The following is a 25,649-nucleotide window of genomic DNA, read 5'->3' as shown; positions in this document are numbered from 1 at the left end:
GGTTTGGCACGGAATAGGTTTTAACTTAAACGAACTGCGAACAATTCCTTGGAATTATAATACACATACGCCACCACAATCAGCGTCACCACTCCGCCAAGCGCGACCGACGGCACCACGCCCAGCAGCCGCGCGGCCACGCCGGATTCAAACGCCCCAATCTCGTTCGATGAACTGACAAAAATACCGTTGACCGACGCCACGCGTCCCCGCATGTGGTCGGGCGGAAAAATCTGTAAAACCGTGTTCCGAATCACCACGCTGACGCTGTCGAAGGCACCCGTTACGAACAAGGCAAAAACCGAGAGCAGAAAGTGGGTCGAAAAGGCAAAAACCAGCGTGAAAATTCCGAAGCCCAACACCGCAATGAGCATGTTTCGCCAGGCGTTGTGGGTGGGAGGAAACCGGGTCAGGAGCAGCATGGTTCCGATGGCACCGATGGCCGGAGCTGCCCGCAAAACGCCCAGGCCCTGCGCGCCGACTTTCAGAATGTCCTCGGCAAAAATGGGCAACATCGCCACGACGCCCCCGAATAAAACCGAAAACAAATCCAGCGAAATCGAATAGAGGATGATCTTGGTTTTGAACACAAACCGGATACCTTCGCGCAGGCTATTCCACAAACTGTCCTGCGGGCCTTCCATAATCGGAACCGGTTTTTTCCTGATGAATGAAAGCAGAACGAGGCAAACCAGTTGCAAGGCAATCACCACCAGCAGCGAATTGTCCAGCCCCAGCCAGACGTACAGAAAACCGGCAATGCCCGGTCCGGCAATGGCCCCGGCCTGCCAGAATGAACCGCTCCAGGTCGAGGAGTTGGCGTAGAGTTCGCGCGGCACCAGAAACGGTTTCAGCGACGAACTGGTGGGCGAATAAAATCCTTTGGCCGTTCCGATCAGCACGAAAACGCTGTAAATCACGACTAACTGGGTGGTTTTCGACAAATGTCCGACCACCGACGGCTGAAAGACAAGGTACAGAATGATGGAACCGACGATAATGACCGATAAACTGATTTGCAGAATCGACCGTTTTTCGCGCCGGTCGGCCACGTGACCACCAAAAAGCGACAGGGCAATAAACGGCAACGCTTCGGCCAGCCCGACCAGCCCCAGCGCCAGCGGATCGTGGGTCATTTTGTATAATTCGTACCCCAGAATCACTTCCTGAATCAGAAGTGTGGCTGTAATCAGAAAACTATTGGCGGCAAAAAAGCGAAATTCGGGGTAACGAAGGGCAGCATACGGATCATTCGTTGTATTCATACCGCAAAAATAACTGTTGAACGGTGACTCCACTGAATAGTAAGGCAAACTATAAATTCTTTGTTCATTATTTTGCGATTATTATCGTTCAATCCGGAAAATACCTTTGATATGCACGTTAAAATCTGCTGCATTAGCAGCGTGGAAGAAGCCCGAATGGCGGTGGGAGCCGGTGCGTCGGCGGTGGGTTTGGTGGGAAAAATGCCCAGCGGACCGGGCATCATCGGCGACGAACTCATCCGAACGATTGCCGAAACCGTTCCGCCCCCGATCGCCACGTTTCTGCTGACGAGCGAGCCAACCGCTGAAGCCGTGATCGAACACCATCGCCGGGTGTTTACCAACACCATTCAACTCGTCGATGCCCTGCCAGCGGGCAGTTACCGGATTCTGCGGGCGGCTTTACCCGGCATCAAACTGGTGCAGGTGATTCACGTGCTCGACGAACTCAGTATCGACGAAGCACTGGCGTCGGCCGAGGAAGTGGATGCGTTGCTGCTGGATTCGGGCAATCCGAAGCTGGCGGTGAAAGAACTTGGCGGCACGGGTCGGCGGCACGACTGGACGCTGAGCCGCCGGATTGTGGAACAAAGCCGGGTGCCGGTTTTTCTGGCGGGCGGACTCAATCCGGAGAATGTCCGGCAAGCGATCGACACCGTACGTCCGTTCGGACTGGACATTTGCAGCGGGGTTCGAACGAACGGAAAACTGGACTCTGAGAAACTGGAGCGGTTTTTCGCCCGTACCCACGGACTTTAGTCCGTGAAATCTGGGCATTTCTAATCCTAACCCCTACTCCAGGATCTCACGGACTAAAGTCCGTGGGTACGAAAACAAAAACCCCGACCAGATTGATCGGGGTTTCTTTCTATGCGTCTACTCAACTTACGCGATTGCAATTTGTTTGGGTTCGATCACCGGTTTTTCAACTTTCGGCAAATTAATTTTCAAGATACCATCCGTGTAAGCGGCCTGGATTTGTTCGTTGTTTACGTTTTTCGGTAACCGGAAACTCCGTTCGAACGAATTAAAACTGAACTCTTTGCGAGTGTAGTTTTCGGTTTTTTCTTCTTCCGACGTTTCCACCTTGGCCGAAATGGTCAACTGGTTGTTGGTCAGGTTGATCGCAAAATCTTCTTTCTTCAAACCGGGAGCGGCCAATTCAATGTGGTAGGCGGTTTCATCTTCTTTCACATTGACGGCAGGAACGGCCGAATGAGCGGTTTTGTCGCCTGAAGCATTGAAATGACGGTTGAATTCACTGGTTACCAGATTGTTAAAAAACGAAGGAAGTTGGTTATAATGAACTAAAGTTCTCATGGCTTTTATGTTGGTTATGTTTTAATTTCCTGACTACATCTCCTCTTATTCAACTTGCATACCAATTGAAAAAAGCATTCATTTTCAGCCATTTTGTCATAAAAAATTCAATTATTCGAAATTATTATGACATTTTGGCATTATTTTTGGTATTTATGGCAGCATAAGTTTGTCATATTTGCCACCCACCGACGTAGGCGGTTCGTGGGTATGTATAACAATTCAGCTACGCATACAATCTAATTGAATTCCCAAATCCGTTAACCTTTCTCATGTATGAATCAATTTTCTATTTTTAAAGTCATTGTTATTGTTCTGGCGGTCTCCATCGGTTCGTGTTCCAAAAACGAAGATGTCGTAACGCCCGAAGTGATCCACTGGAATTATGAACATCCCGAATGGCAAACACAGGGATTTTCGGAATGTGCCGGCACGATTCAATCACCGGTAGACATTCAAACCACTAACACCATCAAAGTCGATCTGCCCAACCTGGTTTTTAACTACAGTGCTTTTCCAATCAAGATAATCGATAACGGACACACCCTTCAGGTCAATAACAACGGCACCAACAGTGTTACCTACAATGGCAAAACCTATGCTTTCAAGCAGTTTCATTTTCATTACCACAGCGAACACCTGCTTGATGGCGTAGCGAGTGACATGGAATTGCACCTGGTCCACCAGGACCCCGCTTCGGGGGCATTACTGGTGGTGGGGTATTTTCTCAAGAAAGGAGCCGCGAATCCGGTATTCGAATCCGTATTTAGTAACTGGCCAAAGCAAAAAGAAACGGAGGTAACCACCACAACATCCATCAATTTAACGACCCTATTGCCGGTTGATAAACGCTATTATACGTATATAGGGTCATTGACCACACCGCCCTGTTCGCAGGGAGTAACGTTCTTTATTATGAAAACGCCACTGGAGGTCTCAGGTGCTCAGATCGATCAGTTTAAAGCCCATTATGATCACAATGCCCGGCCTGTTCAATCCCTGAATTCAAGATTGATGTACGAAGATATTTTGTAAAAAAGGCCAACTCTTCTCCGTAGCATTCCGATTTGGAAAAAGAATGTGGTTCAGGAAACCTTGATTTGAGTAACCTTTATTCACTTTAGAATCCGATCATTCCAAAATACAGCTGGTCACTTAACGGTAAGATTTAGTTCCGCAGATTAGTAAGGGGAAAATTTAATGCAACTGTTTGTTGATGTATCGACAATCAAGTCTTATTTTTAGGACTCTGATCTGTCCTTCAACCGTAATTTTACTTATGTTCAAGTTTTACCTTCCTCTTTCCTTCCTTTTTTGCGTCTTGTTGAGTACCAATACCTTACAGGCGCAGCAGAACGCAGCTACCTTCTTTGAAGCTGGTATTTCGAAAAGTAAATCGGGTGATTTCATGGGCGCCCTCCAGGCATTTAGTATGGCCATCGGGGCAAATCCAGAAAATGCGCCTAGTTATTACAACCGCGGACTGGCCAAAGCCAACCTGAAAGACCACCGTGGTGCCATTCTGGATTACGACCGGGCGATTGAACTGAACGGGAAGGATCCACTGGCCTACCTCAGCCGGGGCGTCAGCAAAAGCAAGCAGGACGACCACCGCGCGGCTTTGATGGATTTCAGCCGGGCCATCGAGCTGGCTCCCGAAGATCCGCAATCGTATTACAACCGGGGGGTCAGCCGCAGCCGACTGGAACAATACCGGGGCGCTTTGCAGGATTTTTCCAAGACGATCGAATTAGATCCCAACAACGTACCGACACTGTATGCCCGCGGTATTACCAAACAGAAACTGGAAGACTACGCGGGCAGTCTGGCCGACTTCTCGAAGGTGATCGACCTGAACCCCAAACGGGCGCAGGCGTATGCGGGTCGGGGTGCGTCACTGTTGCAGTTGGGTCAATACCAGAAAGCCATCGACGATCTCAATAAAGCCATTGAACTAGCGGCCGAAGACGGCGAATCGTTCTACAACCGCGGTTTTGCCAAAAGCAAGCTGGAAGATTACAAGGGTGCCATGAGCGATTACGACCGCGCCATCGCCATTGAGGCAACCAACTACCGCGCCTTTTACGGCCGGGGTTTTTGCCGGGGCAAACTAGGCGATCAGCGCGGAGCCATTCAGGATTTTAATACCGCCATTGAAACCAACAACGCCAATGTCGGCGAAACGAAAGTAGTTTATAACGGCAAAATTTCACGGCCCGTCCTCGACGGTTTACGGAACGCTGTACAGCAAAAAAGTGTCATCGATGCCTTGTCGGCCGACCGTTCCGAAGCTTATTTCAACCGGGCTGTCAGCCGGGGCAAAACGAGTGATATCAGAGGAGCCACGCTGGATTTGAACAAAGCCATTGAATTAAACCCAACGTATTCGGAAGCCTACTTCACCCGCGGACTCCTCCGCTCGCAGCAGGGCGATCAGAAAGGCGCTATTCTGGACTGCAACAGTGCGCTCCAGCTCAATCCAAAGTATTCCGAAGTTTACTACGTTCGCGGCATCATTCGCCACAGTCTGGGCGACGAAAACGGCGGCTGCCTTGACCTCAGCAAATCCGGCGAGCTGGGCTACACGCCTTCGTATAAGGCGATTAGTGATTATTGTAATTAATAGAAAGAACAATTAATAATGAACGATGAAAACGTGCGTCAGCCTGTTCATTGTTCATTATTAATTGTTCATCATTCAAACCGCAGGTGTTTGACGGACTCGCCGGAGGTGGCGAGTTCGCGGAGGGAATCGATACCAATCTGGAGGTGCATTTCGACGAACGTACCGGTGACGCGTTTGTCGCTTTCTTCCGTTTTGACGCCTTCCGGAACCATCGGATTATCGGACACCAGCAGCAGCGCGCCGTGCGGAATGGCGTTCGCAAAACCGACAATGAAAATCGTGGCGGTTTCCATGTCGATGGCCATTGCCCGGATTTCGCGCAGGTATTCCTTGAACGTTTCGTCGTGTTCCCAGATGCGCCGGTTGGTCGTATAAACCGTACCGGTCCAGTAATCCAGTTCGTGTTTCTTGATCATGGACGAAACCGCCCGCTGCAACCGGAACGACGGCAGCGCTGGAATTTCGGGCTGCATGTAATCATTGCTGGTTCCGTCGCCCCGAATGGCCGCAATGGGTAAAACCAGATCACCGACCAGCGTCTTTTTCAGCCCTCCGCATTTCCCCAGAAACAAAACTGCTTTCGGGCTCACGGCGGTCAGCAAATCCATGACGGTGGCCGCCATCGCACTGCCCATTCCGAAGTTAATGATGGTGATGTTATCCGCCGTTGCGGTTTGCATGGCCCGGCCCATCCCGTAGATTTCCGTCCCGTATTTTTGGGCGAATAACTCGACGTAATTGATAAAATTCGTCAGCAAAATGTACTCGCCAAATACTTCGATGGGCGTTCCGGTATAGCGGGGCAGCCAGTTCTGAACAATTTCCTGTTTCGTTTTCATGAGTAAATAAAGGAGAAAGGGAAAAAGGGAGAAAGGGATTATGGGCGGATGTGATTACTAGTTTTTTCTCTAATCCTTTCCTCCTTTTTTCCTTTCCTCCTCTAATCCTTATTTTTGGAGAATGGAGTCGCTAAACCTACCGGTTTTTGATTACAATACGAAGCAGATCGAAGGGAAACCGTATATTTTCGATGTGCTGCGCAAGAAGTATGTGCTGATCACGCCGGAAGAATGGGTTCGGCAACACGTCGTCCATCTGCTGCTGAATCAGTACGGGTATCCGAAATCATTGATTCGAAGCGAAGGTGGTTTGAAATTGAATCAGCTTCGGAAACGGACCGACATTCTGGTGTTCGACCGCCTGGGAAAACCGTTCCTGCTGGTCGAATGCAAAGCGCCCCAGGTGACTGTTAACCAGCAGGTATTCGATCAGATCGCCCGCTACAACCACGTTCATCAGGCACCTTACCTTGTGGTGACCAACGGCCTGACGCACTTCTGCTGCTGCGTCGATTACCAACTCCAAACCGTTGATTTTCTGGACGATCTCCCCCGGTTTGACTGAAAACAAAAAACCGCACGCTGCTGTCAGCGGTGCGGTTTTGATCCATAGAAGACTAAGAACTTATTTAGTCTTGACGGCTGATGAAGTGTTGTCGGCGGTGGCAACAATATTCAGATCAACGGTGAAGTCATCGTAGATCACTTTGTCGCCGAGGTTATCGAAGAATGACTTTGAACCGTAGCGGATATCGAATTTTGCGCGGTTGATCGTTGCTTTACCGGTGGCATTCAGCGTATTGCCGGAAACGGCTACCGTTACCGGGAAGGTTACCGGATTCGTAATTCCCTTGATGGTCAGGTCACCGGTTACATCCGAAACACTTCCATTCAGCGGTTTCACTTTGGTGATTTTAAACGTAGCAACCGGGTGTTTTTCCACCGAAAAGAAATCGTCTGACTTCAGGTGATTGATCAGTTTGTCGTGGTATTCCTTGTTGTCTTTCAGGTCGGTGCTGGTGATGGTCCGCAGATCGATCGACACGACACCACCTTTCAACTGATTGCCGCTCAGGGTTAAATAGCCCTTTTCGGCTTTAACGGGGCCGGTATGCTCACCCGTTACTTTTTTACCATTCCAGGTCAATACACTTTTGTCGGTATCGATGTTATAGGTCGTCGTTTTGGCGACACTCTTTTTGGCCGTTTTGTCATTGCCACGATCGGATGTTCCGGCTACTGCGACGGAAGTGCTCAATGCCACGGCTGTGGCCACGAATCCTACTAAAATTTGCTTGTACATGAGATTAAACTTAGGGAAGTTGGTTGGTTGTAAATTGATTGATTTATGAACTAAAAAATTGGGAACTCTATTCGGTTGATCCGCGGAGTTTGTCCAGCAACCGGTTCAGCTCATTGGCTTCAGCTTCGGTAATGTTATGAAACCGCGTTTCCCACTGATTCTGGTGCTGATCCATCATTTTCAACAGATCCAGTCCCTTTTCCGTAATCACCACATCAACCGCCCGGCGATCGTTGGGGCATTCGGTACGTTGGGCTAACTCTTTGGCCAGCAATTTATCGACCAACCGGGATGCATTCGACATTTTGTCCAGCATTCGCTCGGTAATGTCCGCCACTTTAACCGGGTTGGGATACTGCCCGCGCAAAATCCGTAGCACGTTATATTGCTGAATGGTTAACCCATACGGCTTTAAGAGATACATCTGCTCGTCGCATACCCAGCCGTTGGTATACATCAGGTTTACCGTCATCCGGTGATACGGTGACCTGAACGAGGTGGTTTGCTTTATGTCATGTTCGATTGGCATTGTCATTAGGGCTAAAAGGGAACGGCGTTATCGGTTCAGATGCAAAATAACTATTTAACCAATAATTACCATTTCCATTTAACGTTACAAATATACTGTCTATACATTTAATGTAACAACACTAATATTAAAAAAAGTTTCAGCGGTATGGAATAATTTCCGGAGCGGAGGTGTCAAAGTCGCGGAAACGGGCCGTGGGAACACCTTCAAAGGCGGGTCGGAAGGGGGCGGCATTGCCCGGAATATTCGGATACCAGGCAATCCGTATCTGAAAACTGTTGAACGTCAGGTTTTCGTTCCGCAGCCGGAAAGCCACGCCATACCCCTGATACAAAGGCCCCTGAAATAATTTTCGGGTCTGGTAACTCACCAGACCCAGGTTGGCGAAGGTGACAATAGCCACCCGAAAACCGACAATATTCAGCCGTGAAAAAAGCAGGTTTTCGATGTTGGTGAGCAACAACCGGGTACCACGCAAATTGTCGTTGTTGATGCCAAGCCGGTCGCGGCCACTAAGCGTAATGTACTCATTCGTAAACCGCTCAGCGCCCATCGTATACCGGAAGTTGATGAAATGCCGCCAGTTACCCCAGTTCGTCGTTCGAAGGGGCGTAAAATAACTCGATTCCAGCGTCAGAACGCCCTGCTCAACCTGGGTCTTGCTGCGCAGGTAACTCCCGATACTCAACGCACCGTACAAATAGCCAAACGACTCCAGGTAATGGGCTTTCGAATATTTGAATCCCAGGTACTTACGTTGGCCCAGTTCGGCGTTGTCGTAGCCTGCCACAATCGACGCCAGGCTCCCGTACGGAACGTCCTCTGTTCGTCCAAAACCGTAGATCAACACGTCGCGGACGTAGCGACGGCGCGACAAACCGATGCTGAAGAGGGTCGCATTGGTATTCTGGAACAATTGATTGGTATCGGCCCGCACCTCCGGTCGGCTGGTAAAGGCCAGTCGTGTAAACCGGGCCGCGACGACCAGCCGCGTCCGGTCGTCGCCTTCACCCAGAAAACTGAAAAAGGGTTTGAAGGCATAACCCGCCCAGATGTCGTTGTAATAGTAGCCCAGTCGGGTGAGCCGCGCCGTATCTTCCGAAAAAACCACGTAGCGGGGAAAGCGGTTGTAGCTCAGTTCGGCCGAACCGGCCCATTTCGTATCCGGTGTCAGAAACGGGCGATAAAACCGGAGGGAATATTGTTTCAGATCCCGGGTCTGCACCAGATCGGCCTGGCCCGTGAAAAAGGTTTTACCGATGTATGGAATGATATACCGCCCCCGGTATTCGAGTTTCTGAAAAGGATCCGTGCCGTTATAGGACACCTGATTACTAAACGTATGCGCAAGGCCCCGAAAGTTTCGCTGCTCAAGCCGCAGGTCAAACCGGTTTAAAGCGCCCACGCTTCCCGACGGCAGCAGCGACCAGACGTCCTGCGTAATGACGTAGACATCGACAAAACCGTGGCTATTGCCGTGCGGCACCACAATGATCCGGGCATCGTGAAACACATTGGAGCTCCGCAGCAACCGTTCGTTGTCGCGTAACGTATCCGGGCTGACGCGGTCGCCCTCTTCGAACAGCAGAAACGACCGCCGGATGACGCCCTCGCGCGTATCCGCGTGAAGCTGGTTAGCGGTCCGTTCCAGCCAGCTTCGTGGTCGGCGCAGCGTATCGTATACACTCGGCCCAAAAACGCCCAGCCGCCGGACGTAAATTTTGTTGATAACCCGACCCTGGTACTGTATAAACGGATTGACTTCAATTTCGTTAACATCCCCGGTTTTGATCCGGCTGTTGTAATTATCGTGAAACAGCAACTTGTGCAGTTCCCGCGTCACCCGGTGTTTAAACATCCGGTTTTTTAGTTTGGTATAAAACAAACTGTCTCGGGCAATCTGTTTGCTGTCCCGAATGCCTTTTGAAATCGAATCCGTCAGGGTGAGCGAGTCGCTGCGGGTGTCGGGAACGGGGATTTTAATTTTCTGCGCTACCGAAACCGAAACTGTCAGCAGAAGCCATAATCCGGCCAGCCAGCTCATCCGAACGAATGGCGTGTTACCGAAATGGCTCTGACGACGTAGCAATTGTTTCACGCAACTAAACTTCTTTTTTCATCCAGTAATCCCGCTGCCGCTCGTCGCCAAACTGGAAATAATGCCAGCCACACCGCTGAAAACCGGTTTTTTCATAAAAGGCAATGGCCCGTTTGTTTCGTTCCCACACGCCCAGCCAGACGGTTTGATACCCTTCCTGCCGGGCCAGATTCAGACAACTTTCCATCAAGTTTCGCCCCAATCCTTTCCCAATTTGCCGATCCGATACATATAAACGCTGAATTTCGATCGCATGTTGGCCTTTTAGCTGCCGGGGAGGGCGGTTTCGACGCAGTTTGGCGTATCCAGCCACCTCCTGACCCGGACCAATCGACAGTAAAAAGGTTGCTCTCGCATCCAGTAACTCCTGCCTGATCTGGTCCACCGAAAAGGTTTCTTCAATATACGCTTCCACCAGCTCCGCCGGATTGTGGGGCGGCCCAAAAGCTTCCCGCATGGTCCGAATCGACAGTTCGGTCAGCGCAGCGGCATCGTCCGGGGTAGCGGTTCGAATCTGAAAGTCTGTTTTCAAGACGGTTTAGTTGTTATGTTTGCGGTAAAAAGATGCTTCTTTCCAGTTAAGCGTTTAAAGTATACGAAAAATTTTCCACAAATCCATGCAATTGACCCGACCACTGGTGCTGGCATCCAATTCGCCCCGACGCCAGCAGCTCATGCGTGAAATGGGCTGTACGTTCCGCGTCGATGTTCGACCAACCGACGAAGCCTTCCCGGCGGATATGCCCGTTGCCGACGTCCCTTCGTTTCTGGCCCGTCAGAAAGCCGACCAATTTCGGGCCGATCTGGGCGACCAACTGGTTCTGTGTGCCGATACGATTGTGGTGGTTGATACCGATATTCTGAATAAACCGGCCGACTCCGACGAGGCCGTGGCCATGCTCCGGCGGCTTTCGGGCCGGGCGCACCAGGTCATGACCGGCGTTTGCCTGCTCTCGGCGGAAGAAATCATTTCGTTCACCGATGTTGCGACGGTTTTTTTCAATCCGCTGGACGATTACGAAATCAAATCCTACGTCGAGCAATACCGCCCGTTCGACAAAGCCGGTGCCTACGGCGTGCAGGAACCCATCGGCATGATCGGCATCCAGCGCATCGAAGGTTCGTTCTATACGGTTATGGGGCTGCCCGTCCACCGCGTCTACCAGGCCCTTCGGAATTACGAATCAAGAGTGATGAGTTAAGACGGGGCCGCCCGGCGGTTGGCCCCGTCTTAACTCATCACTCATAACTTTTAACTCATTATGTTTTCCCACTTAGATTCAAAAGACAATCCGTCAATGGTTGACGTTGGCGACAAGGCCGTCACCCGGCGGGTGGCCCGGGCCCGGAGTATTGTCGTGCTGAACGACGAGATCATGCGGCAGTTACAGGGGCAGGATATTCAGACGAAGAAAGGACCGGTTTTTCAGACCGCCATTATCGCCGGAACCATGGCCGCCAAACGTACCTCCGACCTGATTCCGCTCTGCCATCCGCTCGGTCTGGACAGTTGCAAGTTTACGATTGTGGCCGAAGGAAATGAAGTCATTATCGAATGCACCACCGCACTTGAAGCCAAAACCGGCGTGGAAATGGAAGCTTTGGTGGGTGCGTCGGTGGCCGCTTTGACGGTTTACGACATGTGCAAGGCGTTTTCGCACGATATTGTGATCAAGGAAACCCGGTTGTTAGACAAAACCGGTGGCAAGTATGATTTCCATAAAACCGCCTGAGCCGACTCCTCCCCTGCGGGGTCTGGTACTGGCCGGTGGGCGCAGCACACGCATGGGCGTGGACAAAAGCACCATCGACTACCACGGAAAACCGCAGTTTGAATACCTGCATGATTTACTGATTCCGTATTGCGACGCCGTTTTTGTGTCAGTCAACGCGGAACAGGCAAACCAATTGGCCGGAAGCCGGTTTAATCTGATTGAAGACCAGGCGTTGGTAGCCGGTCCATTGATTGGTATTTTAACGGCGTTCGAGCAACAATCCGCCCATCATGCCTGGCTGGCGGTGGTCTGTGATTTGCCGCTGTTGTCCGAACAATCGATCCGGAAACTGGTCGAAAACCGCAAACCGGATAAAATGGCGACGGTTATCTGGGACAGCGATTTCCGTTTTCCCGACCCTTCCCTTTGTATCTGGGAACCGGCAGTCTATCCGGCGATTTTGCGGGCGATCGAAGCCGGAACGCCGTATCCCCGAACCATTTTAATGACGAATGATATTGAATTGGTGGAAATCGACAACATTCAGGAATTAACCAACGCCAATACACCCGGCGATATGGCCCTAATCCGCCAAATTTTACAAACCGGAAAGCAGCCCTTCTAACCCACAATCATTACGAATCAAATTATCCGCCCATTCATCGTCCATTACTCATCATTCTTAACTCATAACTCCCCCATGTCTTCCCACCACATCGTTCGCGATAAACAGGAACCGGCGTTGCTGATTGCCAACGGCGAAAGTTGCGACCCGGACCTGCTGGGGCAATTGCTCGAGTGGAATCCGTTCGTGGTGGTGCTGGACAATGCGATCTGGCGCGTGCTGGATCTGGAAATTAAGGTGGATGCGCTACTGGGAGATTTCGATTACCAGCCTGATTTTGAACTGATTCGCGAACGACAATACCCGATTGAAATCATTCATACGCCCGACCAGAACAAAACCGATCTGGATAAAGGTATTGAGTTTCTGATCGAACGCGGTTTTCCGGCGGTCAACATCGTTTGGGCCACGGGCCGACGCGCCGACCATACGATGACCAATGTGACGAATATCATTCGGTATAAAAACCGCATCAAGATTGTCATGGTCGACGACCATTCGAAAATTACGCCCCTGGCCGGGTCGTTCGAAAAATGGTACGCGAAAGGAACGCCGATTTCCCTCATCCCGGTCGGCACGGTCGACGGCATTATCACCGAAGGACTCAAGTACAATTTAAACGACGAAAGCCTGACTTTAGGTTACCGCACCGGCAGCAGCAACGAAGCCGCCGAAGATGGTTTTGTCAAAATTCAATACCGAACCGGCGATTTGCTGCTGATGGAGTGCTGGGATTAATCAGCGATTCAAAACGACCTTCCCGGTTTTCCGGCGACCGTCTTCCAACACCAACTGGAACAGATACAGACCGTTGGGCAGTTGCCCCCCGCCCTGATCGGTGCCATCCCATAGAAACAGATTTTCGCCAATCCGCACGGGTTGCCGAATCGTGCGAACGAGTTGACCGCTCAGGTTCCGAATCAGAATCTGACCGTCGCCCGGCGGCTCTTTGCCGGAAACCGTAAACCAAAAGCGCGTGAAGGTCAAAACCGGATTGGGGGTTGCCCGAACGACCGACAAACTGTCGTCGGTTTTTACCCGAAACTCAATCTCGTACGGTTCCGGCCCGGCCCGGTTGCCACTGACATCGGTGGCGTAAACCTGCAAAACGTAGGCACCGTCGGCCAGGTTTTTCGGCTGATAATCCAGCACAAAGCGGTTATCCGGCCCGGCCGGTTTCCAACTCACGTCCGGACTGTTCAACCTGATGCGTTCCAGATCGCAGGTAGCACACGGTTTTTTCAGGAACACATCAATCCCGATGGTGTCCCGGCGAATCCGGTACGGGTCTTCATCCTGCAAAACCACCTGAATCAACGGATTCGCCGAAACCAGCGCGCCATTTTTCAGCAGCACGCCATCAAAGGTCACGTCGAGCAATGGATTGAATCGATCGGGTGGGAAACGCTGGCCCGAATCCGGCAACAAAACCGAATAGCCATCCATTCCCGTTTTGAGCTCGAAAACCAGTACGTTGTTAGTTTCGTCGGATTCGTCGATTTGCTGGCCGGGATCAACGACAATTTCAAACCGGTCGGGCGTTTCGATCTGCGCAGCATCTGGTTTGAATGCGTAATAAAGAGTATCACGGTACGCAATGGCGTTGTGCAGTTTCGTGCCGTAAAACCGCATTTGCCCGTCGGCCAGCCGCTGCCGAACGGCCAGACCAACCCGCTGCCGGTCATCGAAAAGCCCGGCATTGGTCACCACAACGCCCAGCCGCACGGAATCTTTTTGCGAACCAGGCTGAAAAACACCCGATGAACCCAGGATGAAATCCGGTTTTTGAACTGGAAACAACCGCAAAACCGGGTCACCCTGCAACACCATCTGGTGGGCGTTGGAGATGTCGTAAGCACCATTGTAGCGTTCCAGTACGCGTCGGGTGGTTTCCTGCTGAATCAATCCAATGGGTTTGTTCAGGAACACGCTGTCGGCAAACAGAATCTGGTACAACTGCCGCGTATAGGTTTCCAGCGGCCCCGAATACCCCGAGCCGCTGTGCGCCAGAATCGCAATCGCTCCCTTGTCGGGCGTCAGCAGCCAATCGGTAGACAAGTTACCGGCAGATCCAAAAAAGATATTCCCGATCCCGCAACCGTTGAAAAACATCAGCGGATACCGCCCTTTGTTGGAATAGCCATAGGCTGGTTTTGACGCATAACCAAAGTCCAGATCGGTGACGATGGGCGACGAATGCCCGAAAAACGTCATCATCGAAACGCCCGAATTGACAATTCCGCTGATGTCGACGCGCTCCACCGGCTCGTCGGTTTGTTTCGCTTTAAGGATCATATTTGCGCCGATATAGTGCCGCCGGGCGGTTTCACCCGCCTGATCCAGAATGCGCCGGAAGGTTGCCATTTCGAAGGAAGAATGCCCTCCGCTGAGGTGCAGCACGTCTTTCCGCCAGGGCTCGTTGGCGGGAGTCCGTTCAAATTCCTTCACTTTTTCGAGGTAACTCAAAATCTCCTGCGGATTGAGGGTGTTGATCCGCCCGGTCGGGATGGCCGGTACATTTTCGGGATAACCCGCCAGCCCGGCCGTCAGCAACAGGTCCGAACCGGGCACATTGCCAATTGTCAGCACCAGATCGCGGTAATACTGATCGGGACTCGTGCGATTGGGATAATAGGCGTTGGCGCGCCCGATCAGGAGCAGGTAGTTGGTCGTGTCGGCGGATGCGGTTTTTCCGCCCAACATATACTCCGCAAACCGGCGAATGGCCAGCGGTGTCCGTTCGCCGTAGCTGAATTGATTCATTAACTGCTTCATCGTCACCACCAGCGTATCGTGACGTCCACCCGCTTCCGACGCCCGGTAAGCTGCGTATTCGATTACAGGATTGGCTATTTTTCCAACCGGTTTCATCAAGGATTCATGACTGATGATCAGGTAATTGTGTTTGGCCGGATCGATTTTTCGAAAAACCGTACGTTCCAGTCGCGACGGTGTCAGGATTTCGGGACTAACCAGCAACCAGCGGGGAATTTCCGTGTCTGGCACAATCAGCTTCAGCACAGAGCCTGACTGAACCGCGGTCAACCGGCGCGGATGATTCGGATCGGTCAGATCGTAAATCAGTGTGTTGGTGGCAGCGTCTGAGAATTCTATATAAGATTTCCCCTGCGGATTGGGCAATAAATTGAAAGTCTGCGGGGTGCGGTTTTTTAAACTGAACGACTGCGGATACCGAAGGCGATAATAACTGACGGAATACCGATCGGTTTCAAACGGGCCGCGCGACCGCGTCGAAAGAATTAGTTCATTGGTCGAAGAAATGTCGGTCGGAGAAATTTCAAACGACTGTCTGGCGTTGTCGAACCATTCGAAACGCAGGGTTCCCTGAGCGGTTTTTCCGGTAAAAACATCGACAAAATGCGAGGTATTGTCGCGGCCGTTCAGCAACAGTTCCATTTCCGGTTTTTGGGCGGCCGTTCGTACCCAGCCGTCCAGCACAAACGTTCGGCTCACGGTGCTGTCTTTTTTCAACATCGGCCCCGTGTAGCCTTCGCCCGGTTCAAAAAACAGTTCGTTGGCCGACGGAAAGGGCGACGGCCCGCCGTTGGCCTGGTTGCTGGAAATTTCAGTAGTCAAAACCGTAAGCTGTTCGGCGATGTGGTACGGCTCCGGCGCCAGCCCTTTTGGATCGGTTTCGGTCAAAACCGCCATCCGTTTCCCCGGTTTTCCATCCAGCCGCCAGGTCAGAAAATAGGCCGCCGTGTCGGAATACATGCTGTAGTAGGGATGCGGCTGGGCGCTCATCGGGCGATACAGCAGCGAATCCTGCCGCCCGTCGTTTCGCTCTCCAAAAAACTCAAGGTAATCGCCGGTATCCAGTCTGTTGTCGGACTCACCGCTCAGGTAAATGGCTTGCTCGACACCCCGCCGGAAAAGCTGTAAGGTCGCGGGATTGATCGAGTTGGTTGCCAAACCGGCTTTCTGTAAGTCGCTCGTTGTCAACCGATACATACCGGTCCGGGTGATCGGAATTCGGTAGTAGGTCTGACCATAGTCAATCCATTCATTGCCAAATTTATTTGCTTGAGCAATCAATTTAATAACCGACAGGTAGAGCAGAAAAGTGACAGCGGTAGTTCGCATAGCCTGGAAAATAAAACGTACGGTTGGATAAACATACAAATTAATCTGAACTTCCTCCAAATCAGCCATTCATCTCGGTATTTCTTCCGCTTATCATTTCGGCTCAGACAATTTTATAAAGTACCTTGCATTGCATAGTACCTTTGTGTACCTTTGAACTATCAAAACTGGAAAGGTCAGGAGCTGATTGGACCGCTTATACAAAGTAAACAACAACTGATGAACAACAACATGAACCTAATGAACAACCCGATCAGCTCCCACCACCGTCAACTAGTTAAACGTCATGCAATGATATGAATATTGAAAATGCTCAAGTGCAAATGCGGAAGGGAATTCTGGAATTCTGCATCCTGCACATCATCTCGCGGGGCGAAGTTTATGCTTCCGACATGCTGGAGGAACTCACTTCCGCCCGCATCATGGTTGTAGAAGGTACGCTCTACCCCCTGCTCACCCGGCTCAAGAATGCCGGGTTGCTCGATTATAAATGGGTGGAATCAACCTCCGGACCACCGCGCAAATATTACCTGCTGACCGAAACCGGCCAGGCGTCTCTGAAAGGAATGAACGATACATGGCAGGAATTATCCGATTCGGTGAACTCGATTGTCAGTAAAACCGACAAACACAAGGCCGCAATCAACGGATTGACTACGGTAGAATCGCCCGCGCCAGCCGCTGAGACCAGCCCCGATACACCTTCTGGGGAAAACTGACCTAAACACATCACGACTCTTTCACACGCTTTGTTGCCATGAAAAAGACCATAAGTATAAATATAAGCGGAGTGATCTTCCACATCGAGGAGGATGGCTACGATAAATTAAAGGGCTATCTCACGTCGATTCAACACTACTTTTCGACCTACGAAGACAGCCAGGAAATCATTACCGACATTGAAAACCGGATTGCCGAAAAACTCCTCAACAAACTCAAAGCCGCCGAAAAGCAGGCCAGTCCACGCCAGGTGGTTACGCTGGAGGATGTCAACGAGTTGATTCAGTCGATGGGAACCGTCGCCGATTTCGAAGCGATTGAGGAAGAAGACAGCATCGGTGTCGGCAGTTCAGGCTCCAGCCGTCCGCAACCGACGTTTGAATCGGCCAGACCCGCAGGAGAAAGCCGCGACCCGAAAACCGGGAGTGCGACCGGAACCGGCCCCGTGCCTCCGCGTCCTGCCAATGTGCCGCCCCGCAAACTGTACCGCGACTTACGCCGGAAAATTGCCGGTGGGGTGGCTTCCGGGATTGCCAATTATTTCAACATCGACCCGGTTTGGGTACGGCTGGTTTTCGTAACCCTCATTCTGGCCCTGCCGCCGTTCAGTGGTATAATGGGTGGAGGTGGTGAGTTTTTTGGTGGCCTTTCCGGCTTTACCGTTGTTCTGTACATCGCCATGTGGGTGGCCTTCCCCGGCTCCACGACGCTGGAAGATGACAAAAGTGTCAAGAAATTTTACCGGAACCCGGACGACAAAGTGCTGGGGGGAGTCGCTTCGGGTATTGCCGCTTATTTTGGCACCGATGCCGGGGTGGTTCGGCTGTTGTTTGTGCTGACCATTTTTCTGTTCGGTACCGGTTTTCTGGCGTACCTCGTTCTCTGGATCATCTCTCCAACGGCCAACACCTTAACCGAAAAGATGGAAATGCAGGGGGAGCCCATTACGCTCTCGAACATCGAGAGCAATATCAAGCGCAGTCTTGATATCAACGAAACCGCCGAAGAAAGTACAGCGGCAAAAATCTTACTGTTTCCCTTTCGAATCATTGCCATGATTTTCAATGGGCTAGCCAGCTTATTGGGGCCACTGGCCCGGGGTACGGTTTCGATTGTTCGGGTGCTGGCCGGGGTATTTCTGGTGGTGGTCGGTTTTGCGATCATGATGGCCGCGCTTGGTGTGCTGGGGACGGTTTTCGGGCTGCGCGGCATACACTTTGGCGGCAGTGAAATTCCGTACATGCTCCAGCGTGAAATCTCCCCCCCGATGATCCTGTCGGCTTTCGTAGCGGTTTTTCTGCCGGGTCTGGGATTAGCGATTCTGGGGATCATGATTATCTCGCAACGCGCTCTGGTCACTACGGGCATTTCCCTGACGCTATTGTGCATCTGGTTTCTGGGACTGGTCGGTCTGGCCGCAACGATTCCGCAGATAGTCAACGAGTTTAGCCGAACCGGTGTGGTGGAAGAGACGGAAGTCATTCAACTTCCCGCCCCCATTCCGACGCTCGATATCAACGATGTGGACGATAACAACGGTAATTTCCATACGGCGATTGAACTGGAAGGCATCGATGGCGCATCCTGGAAACTCCTGAAACGGTATGAAGCGCAGGGCCCAACCCGCCAGGAAGCCCAGCGGAATGCGAAGACCGTGATTTATAACTGGGCCGTGAAAGATTCGCTGGTGCGGTTTGACGATAGCTACGAAATCAAATCGGGTGCCCGTTTTCGGGATCAGGACATCGACCTCATCGTTTATGTTCCGTACGAACGCCCGTTCCGCATGACCGAGGCCTTTGCCCGACACATCCGCAACGAATTCGGGAACGAAGAAATTGAACGCATGAAATCCAGCATCTGGAAATTCACGAAGGCCGACGGACTGGTTTCGCTCAATGGCCCGCGCCAACTGAACGAAGATCATTACGAACGGGATTTCGATACCAACGACGCCATCGACGAAGTACTGCGCAACGAACTGGGTGACGATTTCAACCACAAAGGCGAATATACCCGCCAGTTTGAAGCGGCCAATTTCTCGAAAATCGACATGGGCGGTGCTTTTGCCGTGCGGATCAAACACGATTCCACGTTCCGGGTGGTGGCCGACGGCCGCGAAGAAGACATCGATGACCTGCGCGTTCGGGTCGAAAATGGCGAACTCCACGTCGATTTCCGCGACACCGGAATCCTGAAATGGAAAAACCGCAAGCGCATCGGTATCACCGTCTCGATGCCGAACGTCAACTCGATCCATTTCTCGGGTGCCACCCAGTCGATCGTGAGCGGTTTTGACAACATCGACAACCTGGATGTGGATTTGACCGGTGCCTGCAAAACGCTGCTGGATGTAAAAACCAACAAGATTGATCTGGATCTGACCGGTGCGTCGAAAGCCACGCTGCGGGGACGTACCAACAGCCTGAATGCGCAGTTGTCCGGTGCCTGTAAACTCGATGCCACGGCCATGAATGTGGGCCGGGCGGATGTGAGTGCCGCAGGTGCGAGCAATGCCGAGTTTGGTACGGTAACCGACCTGAACTCCAAAACCAGCGGAGCCAGCAGCGTCAACGGTCCCCACAATCAGGAATAACGCACTGTGTACCCATGGACTTTAGTCCGCGTAAGCGGTTCATTCGAAGCGCATGGAGGTACTAGGTAGTCAATACAGTAAGAAATCACGGACTAAAGTTCGTGGGTACGCGGTGGGTGCAACGTTTTGGAGATTCGTTGCATCTTTACCGCAGATCCTTCAAAAAACATCTGCTATGAAAAGGCCATTTGCCCTTACCTTATTAACGCCATTTTTGCTATCCGTAGCGGTTTTATCGGTAGCCGCCATCAGTCCTTCGGGAAGTCAGTTGGTGGAAATTATGAGTAACCTGAGCGTACAGGATGAAAACCGTACCTTCAACGTCAGCAACTTCGACCGGCTCGACCTCGGCAGCGCCTTCATCATTCATGTGTCGCGCGGCAGCGGGTACAAGGTTACGGCTTCGGGACGGAGCAGCGATCTGGACGATCTGGAAGCCAAAGTGATCAGCAATAAATTACAGGTTCGGTATAAAGACAAAAATGGCTGGAACCGCAACCGCCAACGGGTGACGATCAATGTGACCATGCCGGACCTGAGAAGTGTCTCGTTTTCGGGTGCTTCCCGCTCCGATGTAACCGGTTTCCGCAACCTCAAAGAACTGGGCATCGATATCTCGGGCGCATCGACTTCGACCATTGAAGTCGACGCCGAACGGGTAATGGTCGATCTTTCGGGTGCTTCGAATGTAACCCTGACCGGCCAGGCCAAACGGCTCGAAGGAGAAGTTTCGGGGGCAACGACCCTGAAAGCCTATGATCTGAAGGTTGCAAATGCCACCGTCGACCTGTCAGGAGCGAGTAGCGCCCGAATGAACGTCACCGACCGGCTCGATGCCGAAGCCAGCGGAGCCAGCAGCCTGACCTACCGCGGTTCGGCTTCCATCCGTTCCAATACGTCCGGAGCCAGTTCGATCAAGAGCGTTGATTAACGAACTTCATGAAGTTATAATAGAGATTGGTAGATTTGAAAAATGCCCGCCGGATTGGCGGGCATTTTTTTATAAAACCGGACGCAAATGCGCGGAAGAATCAGTTGACATTCTCTCCGCGTTTGAATGAATTTTCGTAGGACGTCAATTTCGGATCGGCAAATACGTCGGCGCCATTCATGTTGTGACGGACGGGTTCATTGACGAGATCATGGCGGTGGCGAAAATAACCGAGCGCCGATGAGTAGTGGCAGACGTAGGATTTACGGGTCAGGTTATCGTCCAGAATGGGTTCGCCACCGTGGGCGAGAGCCGCATGCCAGATCAGGACATCTCCTTTCTTTAGCAAGAGCGTCTTTTTCTCCAGACCCAGACGTTCGCATTCCGCACTCAGGTACTTCCCGAAATCGGTGGGGTTCTTGGTGGATTCTCCGTTGAAAAAAATACCGTTACCCCAGTTAAATTTCGGGATTTTATGCGAGCCAACGTAGTAATGTAATTCGCCGGAACCGGGTTTAACATCTTCCAGCGCGATCCAGGAAGCGGCCAAATGGCTGGGAACCTGCGGAACGACGTAGGGAAAATCCTGGTGCGTTTCCTGCTGTGAGCCATACAGGAACGTCAGGCTCTGCATGGCCACCACTTTCTCATTAAAGATGGCTTCCAGAAACGAAACGATGGCTTTGTGCAGCATCAATTTCTTGCCCGCGACCGACGCATTGTGGAAGTCCATCACCTTAATGTACTGACCTTCAATGATTTCGCGAGGCACATCCCGGACTTTCATGACCGGATGCTTGTTATACTCAGGCCGGTCGATCCGGATGGTGATATCGTATTCCTTGTGTTTCTCAATCAACTCCTCTACATCAGCCAGGTAGGCATCGATCAAATCCTCCGAAATGACGTTTTCAAGAATGACGTAACCGTTTTCCTTCCAAAAGTGAAGTTTCTCAGTCAGATCGTAGGGCAAATGAAGGGCTTTGGGAAACCGCTTTACAAATCCTTCAATATCCGGATTTTTCTGGTCAATCCACGGCAGATTCTCGTTGGGAAAATCTTTTAGGACAGGGGCAGGAAACAATTTATTGTAAGCCTGCCTAGCTTTGTTTACGATGGACATAGTTTCAGGTGACGAAATAACACAAAAAAAATGTACACAAAGTTAACCTTATCTGTGTATATTTCTATTAGAGCAAACTTTGAACCAAAGTAAAACGATTCAGCGAAGAAGCTATCTTCACTGATAATCAGGCAATCCCGTTAAATCAAGTTTACGATTTAATTATAGTCAATCTAAAATACTGAGCCAAATTCCAGAATCCGCCAGTTTCCAGACCGGATAAGACGGTTTCTGTTTACCGAATGTCGCGCAATTGAACAAAATCCATATCCGTAAAGCTATAGTTTTCCCCCGCCATCGCCCAGATGAACGAATAGCTGGTCGTTCCGGCCCCCGAATGAATCGACCAGGGCGGAGACAGAATGGCCTGATCGCTGGCAACCAGCAGGTGGCGTGTTTCCTGCGGGTGACCCATAAAGTGAAAAACGCGCTGATTTTCAGGAATATCGAAATAAATGTAGGCTTCCATCCGGCGGTCGTGGACGTGGGGTGGCATGGTATTCCAGATACTGCCGGGTTTGAGCGTCGTTAGGCCCATCACCAGCTGACTGCTCTGCAAACCGTCGGCATGGATGTACTTATAAATCGTTCGCTGGTTAGCGGTTTCCTGCGCGCCCAAATCGACGGGCGAAGCTTCGGCTGAGGTTAGTTTGGCGGTTGGACACGACCGGTGAGCGGGCGTCGAAATCAGGGCAAATTTGGCGGGCTGATCGGGCTGGTTGCTGGCAAAAACCACTTCTTTGCTACCCAGTCCAACGTACAAACAATCCTTCTTTGTCAACTCAAACACCTGTCCATCAACGGTTACGGAGCCGTCACCCGCGACGTTGATAATGCCCAGTTCGCGCCGTTGCAGAAAGAAATCGGCTTTCAGTTCATCGTACGTTGGCAAGCTTTGTGGCCCCTGAACCGGCATCACTCCACCCACGATCATCCGGTCGTAATGCGAATAAACGAACTCAAATGAATCGGGTTGAAACAAACTTTCGATCAGAAAATCCTGACGGATTCGGTCGGTATCGTAGTGTTTAAAATCGGTGGGATTGGTCGTATACCGGGTCTGCATTGCCATAAGATTTTGTTTCGTGTTAGAGCGTTGAAGGGGCGGTTTCTACTGATAACTGTCAGGATATTGCTTTCCGAATGCGCACCAGTTTTGTTAACAGTTCTTCCAACTGGCTCAACGGCAACATATTAGCGCCATCCGATTTGGCCTCTGCCGGATTGGGATGCGTTTCGATAAACAAACCGTCGGCACCTACGGCAATGGCGGCTTTGGCAATCGTGGCAATCAGGGCCGGTTTTCCGCCCGTCACGCCCGACGACTGGTTGGGCTGCTGTAGTGAGTGGGTGCAATCCATCACGACCGGCACGCCGTGGGCCTGCATCACCGGCAGGTTGCGGTAATCGACAATCAGATCGCCATAGCCGAACGAATTGCCCCGATCGGTCAGAAAAACCGCTGCGTTGGGATTCACCGATTTCACTTTTTCGACCGCAAACGCCATCGAATCGCCGGACATAAATTGCCCTTTTTTGATGTTGACGACCTTTCCAGTTTCGGCGGCTGCGGTGAGCATATCGGTCTGGCGGCACAAAAAAGCCGGAATTTGCAACACATCCACGTAGTGCGCGGCCATTGCGGCTTCGTCTGATTCGTGAAAATCCGTAACCGTCGGAACGTCGAACGTCTCGCCCACTTCCTTCAGAATTTCCAGCGCAGCTCTATCACCAATACCGGTAAATGAATTCAGTTTGGTGCGGTTTGCCTTGCGATAAGATCCTTTAAACAGAAACGGAATTTCCAGACGATTCGTGATATCGACCAGTTTTGCGGCAATCTCCAGCGCCATCGCGCGGCTTTCAATAGCACACGGTCCGGCAATCAGAAAGAAATTGCCGGAATCTTTATGTTTCAATTTGGGAATGTTCACAGTCGGTTGTAAAATTTTCGCACAAAACTACATAATTGGCTCATCTTGAGTATGCCAAATCTGGAAAAACGGGGCTTCAAAATAACTTTTAGGGTTTTTAGAAGGTTAATCCGTCGTTCCCGTTAGTGGATGATAAAATTAAGCCGTTTATTGTCAGTCAGCCATCTGGGGGCAGCATTCGGATAAATAAGTGGGGCTTTATTTGGCTGCTTATCGAATGAACCGCTGCGGATAAGGCGGATGAGTTGGTAAATAGATTTTTATTTTGTAATAAGCTGTTAATCTGTCTTTTTACAAAAAAAACCAAGCCCTTTTAAACGATTTTCGATAGAAAAAATTATTTGACAATACTGTTTTTAATCTCTTTCTTTGCACAGTTTTTAGAACCCCAAACGCATACCGAAATGTCAGAAATTGCAGACAAAGTAAAAGCAATCATTGTTGAAAAACTGGGTGTTGAGGAATCGGAGGTAACGCCGGAAGCCAGCTTCACCAACGATCTGGGCGCTGATTCGCTCGACACAGTTGAACTGATTATGGAATTTGAAAAAGAGTTTAACATCTCGATTCCGGACGATCAGGCGGAAAACATCGGTACGGTTGGGCAAGCCATCACGTATCTGGAAGAGAATGTGAAATAAGCTTTTCATTTGTAGTTCATTCTATGCCTTTTAAACGAGTAGTAATCACCGGCCTGGGCGCTCTTACGCCGATTGGTAACACAGTACAAGAGTTCTGGAGCGGCTTATCTGCCGGTGTAAGTGGCGCCGGTCCGATTACTAAATTTAATGCCGAAAAATTTCGGACAAAATTCGCCTGCGAAGTTAAGAATTTGGATATCAACCAGTTCATTCCTCGTCAGGACGCTCGTAAAATGGATCCTTTCGCCCAGTACGCGCTCATTGTAGCCGACGAAGCCGTAAAGGATGCCGGGCTCGACCTTACGCAGCTCGATTTAAATAAAGCCGGTGTCATCTGGGGTTCCGGAATCGGAGGTCTGAAAACCTTTGAAGACGAAGTCAAAAATTACGCCACCGGCGATGGCTCTCCCCGCTACAATCCGTTCTTCATTCCGAAAATGATTGCCGACAGTGCATCGGGCATGCTCTCGATTCGGTACGGTTTTCATGGTGTCAATTACGTGACGGTTTCGGCCTGCGCGTCGGCTACCAACGCCATGATCGACGCCTTCAACTTCATCCGGCTGGGTCGCCTGAACATCGCCATTTCCGGCGGTTCCGAAGCGGCTGTAACCGAAGCGGGTGTGGGCGGTTTCAATGCCCTGCGCGCGCTTTCGGAGCGGAATGATTCCCCGGAAACCGCTTCGCGGCCGTTCGACAAGGATCGCGACGGTTTTGTGTTGGGCGAAGGTGCCGGTGCGCTCATTCTGGAAGAATACGAACACGCCAAAGCGCGGGGTGCCAAAATTTACGCCGAACTGATCGGGGGCGGCATGTCGTCCGATGCCTACCACATTACGGCTCCCCACCCCGAAGGACTGGGCGCGATCAATGTCATGAAGGACGCGCTCGACGATGCGCAGATCGGGCCGGAAGACATCGATTATATCAATGTGCATGGAACCTCAACCCCCCTCGGCGACGTTAGCGAAGCAGTAGCCATCGAGAAGGTTTTTGGCGATCATGCCTACAAGGTGAACATCAGTTCGACCAAGTCGATGACGGGCCACCTGCTGGGCGCTGCGGGAGCCATCGAAGCGATCGCCTGCCTGATGGCGATGAAGTACGGTATTGTTCCACCCACCATCAATCACTTTACCGACGACGAACAATTTAACCCGGAACTGAATTTCACGTTCAACGAAGCTCAGAAACGCACGATCAATGTTGCCCTGAGTAATACATTCGGTTTTGGCGGTCATAATTTTTCTGTTATATTTCGTAAACTTGAGTCATAAAAC

At 51.2% G+C, this 25,649-nt stretch carries 24 protein-coding genes; 13 read left to right on the top strand and 11 right to left on the bottom strand.

The window, feature by feature from the left end; genetic code table 11:
* Positions 1 to 20: 20 nt before the first annotated feature.
* A complete protein-coding gene (locus EHT25_RS12700; protein WP_124874993.1) occupies positions 21 to 1,265 on the bottom strand; it encodes an MFS transporter in 1,245 nt (414 codons plus the stop codon).
* Positions 1,266 to 1,376: 111 nt separating this feature from the next.
* On the opposite strand from EHT25_RS12700, the gene EHT25_RS12695 reads away from it, so the two are divergent.
* A complete protein-coding gene (locus EHT25_RS12695) occupies positions 1,377 to 2,024 on the top strand; it encodes a phosphoribosylanthranilate isomerase (RefSeq protein ID WP_124874991.1) in 648 nt (215 codons plus the stop codon).
* Between the two features lie 126 nt (positions 2,025 to 2,150).
* Here the strand turns inward: EHT25_RS12695 and EHT25_RS12690 are convergent, their stop codons facing one another.
* Entirely contained in the window at positions 2,151 to 2,585 is a 435-nt protein-coding gene (locus EHT25_RS12690; protein ID WP_124874989.1) for an Hsp20/alpha crystallin family protein, read from the bottom strand.
* A 276-nt stretch (positions 2,586 to 2,861) separates the two neighbouring features.
* On the opposite strand from EHT25_RS12690, the gene EHT25_RS12685 reads away from it, so the two are divergent.
* Together EHT25_RS12685 and EHT25_RS12680 are read left to right on the top strand one after the other, a co-directional pair.
* On the top strand, positions 2,862 to 3,620 hold the full coding sequence (locus EHT25_RS12685) for a carbonic anhydrase (protein WP_124874987.1): 759 nt from the start codon (positions 2,862 to 2,864) through the stop codon (positions 3,618 to 3,620).
* Between the two features lie 244 nt (positions 3,621 to 3,864).
* On the top strand, positions 3,865 to 5,208 hold the full coding sequence (locus EHT25_RS12680) for a tetratricopeptide repeat protein (RefSeq protein ID WP_124874985.1): 1,344 nt from the start codon (positions 3,865 to 3,867) through the stop codon (positions 5,206 to 5,208).
* A gap of 71 nt (positions 5,209 to 5,279) precedes the next feature.
* On the opposite strand, the gene EHT25_RS12675 is transcribed toward EHT25_RS12680, so the two are convergent.
* Positions 5,280 to 6,050 carry an AMP nucleosidase gene (locus EHT25_RS12675; RefSeq protein ID WP_124874983.1) on the bottom strand — a complete coding sequence of 257 codons (771 nt, stop codon included), beginning with the start codon at positions 6,048 to 6,050 and terminating at the stop codon, positions 5,280 to 5,282.
* Positions 6,051 to 6,171: 121 nt separating this feature from the next.
* On the opposite strand from EHT25_RS12675, the gene EHT25_RS12670 reads away from it, so the two are divergent.
* Positions 6,172 to 6,615 (top strand): type I restriction enzyme HsdR N-terminal domain-containing protein, encoded by a 444-nt coding sequence (locus EHT25_RS12670; protein WP_124874981.1) that lies wholly within the window; start codon positions 6,172 to 6,174, stop codon positions 6,613 to 6,615.
* Between the two features lie 60 nt (positions 6,616 to 6,675).
* Here the strand turns inward: EHT25_RS12670 and EHT25_RS12665 are convergent, their stop codons facing one another.
* The 4 genes from EHT25_RS12665 to EHT25_RS12650 form a co-directional block, all read right to left on the bottom strand.
* Positions 6,676 to 7,353, bottom strand: coding sequence for a YceI family protein (locus EHT25_RS12665; protein ID WP_124874979.1), 678 nt, complete (start codon positions 7,351 to 7,353; stop codon positions 6,676 to 6,678).
* A gap of 67 nt (positions 7,354 to 7,420) precedes the next feature.
* Positions 7,421 to 7,882, bottom strand: coding sequence for a MarR family winged helix-turn-helix transcriptional regulator (locus tag EHT25_RS12660; protein ID WP_124874977.1), 462 nt, complete (start codon positions 7,880 to 7,882; stop codon positions 7,421 to 7,423).
* 139 nt (positions 7,883 to 8,021) lie between these two features.
* Positions 8,022 to 9,980 carry a BamA/TamA family outer membrane protein gene (locus EHT25_RS12655; RefSeq protein WP_229311513.1) on the bottom strand — a complete coding sequence of 653 codons (1,959 nt, stop codon included), beginning with the start codon at positions 9,978 to 9,980 and terminating at the stop codon, positions 8,022 to 8,024.
* Positions 9,981 to 9,984: 4 nt separating this feature from the next.
* Positions 9,985 to 10,512: a GNAT family N-acetyltransferase gene (locus EHT25_RS12650; RefSeq protein WP_229311512.1), complete on the bottom strand. Its 528-nt coding sequence runs from the start codon at positions 10,510 to 10,512 to the stop codon at positions 9,985 to 9,987.
* Between the two features lie 85 nt (positions 10,513 to 10,597).
* On the opposite strand from EHT25_RS12650, the gene EHT25_RS12645 reads away from it, so the two are divergent.
* From EHT25_RS12645 to EHT25_RS12630, 4 genes are all read left to right on the top strand, one after another.
* Positions 10,598 to 11,182, top strand: a complete 585-nt coding sequence (locus EHT25_RS12645; protein ID WP_124874975.1) for a Maf family nucleotide pyrophosphatase — start codon at positions 10,598 to 10,600, stop codon at positions 11,180 to 11,182.
* Positions 11,183 to 11,242: 60 nt separating this feature from the next.
* Entirely contained in the window at positions 11,243 to 11,713 is a 471-nt protein-coding gene (moaC, locus tag EHT25_RS12640; protein ID WP_124874973.1) for a cyclic pyranopterin monophosphate synthase MoaC, read from the top strand.
* Complete coding sequence (locus EHT25_RS12635; RefSeq protein WP_124874971.1) at positions 11,691 to 12,320, top strand: NTP transferase domain-containing protein; 630 nt, start codon at positions 11,691 to 11,693, stop codon at positions 12,318 to 12,320. Before moaC ends, EHT25_RS12635 begins: the two co-directional genes overlap by 23 nt.
* A 75-nt stretch (positions 12,321 to 12,395) precedes the next feature.
* The gene (locus EHT25_RS12630; RefSeq protein ID WP_124874969.1) at positions 12,396 to 13,058 is read left to right on the top strand and encodes a thiamine diphosphokinase; all 663 of its coding nucleotides are present in this window, start codon (positions 12,396 to 12,398) and stop codon (positions 13,056 to 13,058) included.
* Here EHT25_RS12630 and porU2 read toward each other — a convergent pair whose 3' ends face one another.
* Positions 13,059 to 16,424: a putative type IX secretion system sortase PorU2 gene (porU2, locus tag EHT25_RS12625; RefSeq protein ID WP_185731350.1), complete on the bottom strand. Its 3,366-nt coding sequence runs from the start codon at positions 16,422 to 16,424 to the stop codon at positions 13,059 to 13,061.
* Between the two features lie 296 nt (positions 16,425 to 16,720).
* Between porU2 and EHT25_RS12620 the strand changes: the two genes are divergently transcribed.
* The 3 genes from EHT25_RS12620 (at position 16,721) to EHT25_RS12610 (ending at position 20,671) form a co-directional block, all read left to right on the top strand.
* Positions 16,721 to 17,143: a PadR family transcriptional regulator gene (locus tag EHT25_RS12620; RefSeq protein WP_124874965.1), complete on the top strand. Its 423-nt coding sequence runs from the start codon at positions 16,721 to 16,723 to the stop codon at positions 17,141 to 17,143.
* A 38-nt stretch (positions 17,144 to 17,181) separates the two neighbouring features.
* Positions 17,182 to 19,740 (top strand): PspC domain-containing protein, encoded by a 2,559-nt coding sequence (locus EHT25_RS12615; protein WP_124874963.1) that lies wholly within the window; start codon positions 17,182 to 17,184, stop codon positions 19,738 to 19,740.
* Positions 19,741 to 19,915: 175 nt separating this feature from the next.
* The gene (locus EHT25_RS12610; protein WP_124874961.1) at positions 19,916 to 20,671 is read left to right on the top strand and encodes a head GIN domain-containing protein; all 756 of its coding nucleotides are present in this window, start codon (positions 19,916 to 19,918) and stop codon (positions 20,669 to 20,671) included.
* Positions 20,672 to 20,771: 100 nt separating this feature from the next.
* Here EHT25_RS12610 and EHT25_RS12605 read toward each other — a convergent pair whose 3' ends face one another.
* The 3 genes from EHT25_RS12605 to kdsA form a co-directional block, all read right to left on the bottom strand.
* A complete protein-coding gene (locus tag EHT25_RS12605; protein ID WP_124874959.1) occupies positions 20,772 to 21,794 on the bottom strand; it encodes a phytanoyl-CoA dioxygenase family protein in 1,023 nt (340 codons plus the stop codon).
* A gap of 235 nt (positions 21,795 to 22,029) precedes the next feature.
* Positions 22,030 to 22,866, bottom strand: coding sequence for a 5-dehydro-4-deoxy-D-glucuronate isomerase (gene kduI / locus EHT25_RS12600; protein WP_374756159.1), 837 nt, complete (start codon positions 22,864 to 22,866; stop codon positions 22,030 to 22,032).
* 52 nt (positions 22,867 to 22,918) lie between these two features.
* A complete protein-coding gene (kdsA, locus tag EHT25_RS12595; RefSeq protein ID WP_124874957.1) occupies positions 22,919 to 23,728 on the bottom strand; it encodes a 3-deoxy-8-phosphooctulonate synthase in 810 nt (269 codons plus the stop codon).
* A 404-nt stretch (positions 23,729 to 24,132) separates the two neighbouring features.
* Between kdsA and EHT25_RS12590 the strand changes: the two genes are divergently transcribed.
* Together EHT25_RS12590 and fabF are read left to right on the top strand one after the other, a co-directional pair.
* The gene (locus tag EHT25_RS12590; RefSeq protein WP_038121612.1) at positions 24,133 to 24,369 is read left to right on the top strand and encodes an acyl carrier protein; all 237 of its coding nucleotides are present in this window, start codon (positions 24,133 to 24,135) and stop codon (positions 24,367 to 24,369) included.
* A gap of 23 nt (positions 24,370 to 24,392) precedes the next feature.
* Positions 24,393 to 25,646 carry a beta-ketoacyl-ACP synthase II gene (gene fabF / locus EHT25_RS12585; RefSeq protein ID WP_124874955.1) on the top strand — a complete coding sequence of 418 codons (1,254 nt, stop codon included), beginning with the start codon at positions 24,393 to 24,395 and terminating at the stop codon, positions 25,644 to 25,646.
* The last annotated feature ends 3 nt before the right edge of the window (positions 25,647 to 25,649 follow it).

The organism is Larkinella rosea (genome assembly GCF_003858635.1).
Taxonomy (GTDB): Bacteria; Bacteroidota; Bacteroidia; order Cytophagales; family Spirosomataceae; genus Larkinella; species Larkinella rosea.
Note: the sequence above shows the minus strand (reverse complement) of the source record. Positions and strands in the feature narration are given on the sequence as shown.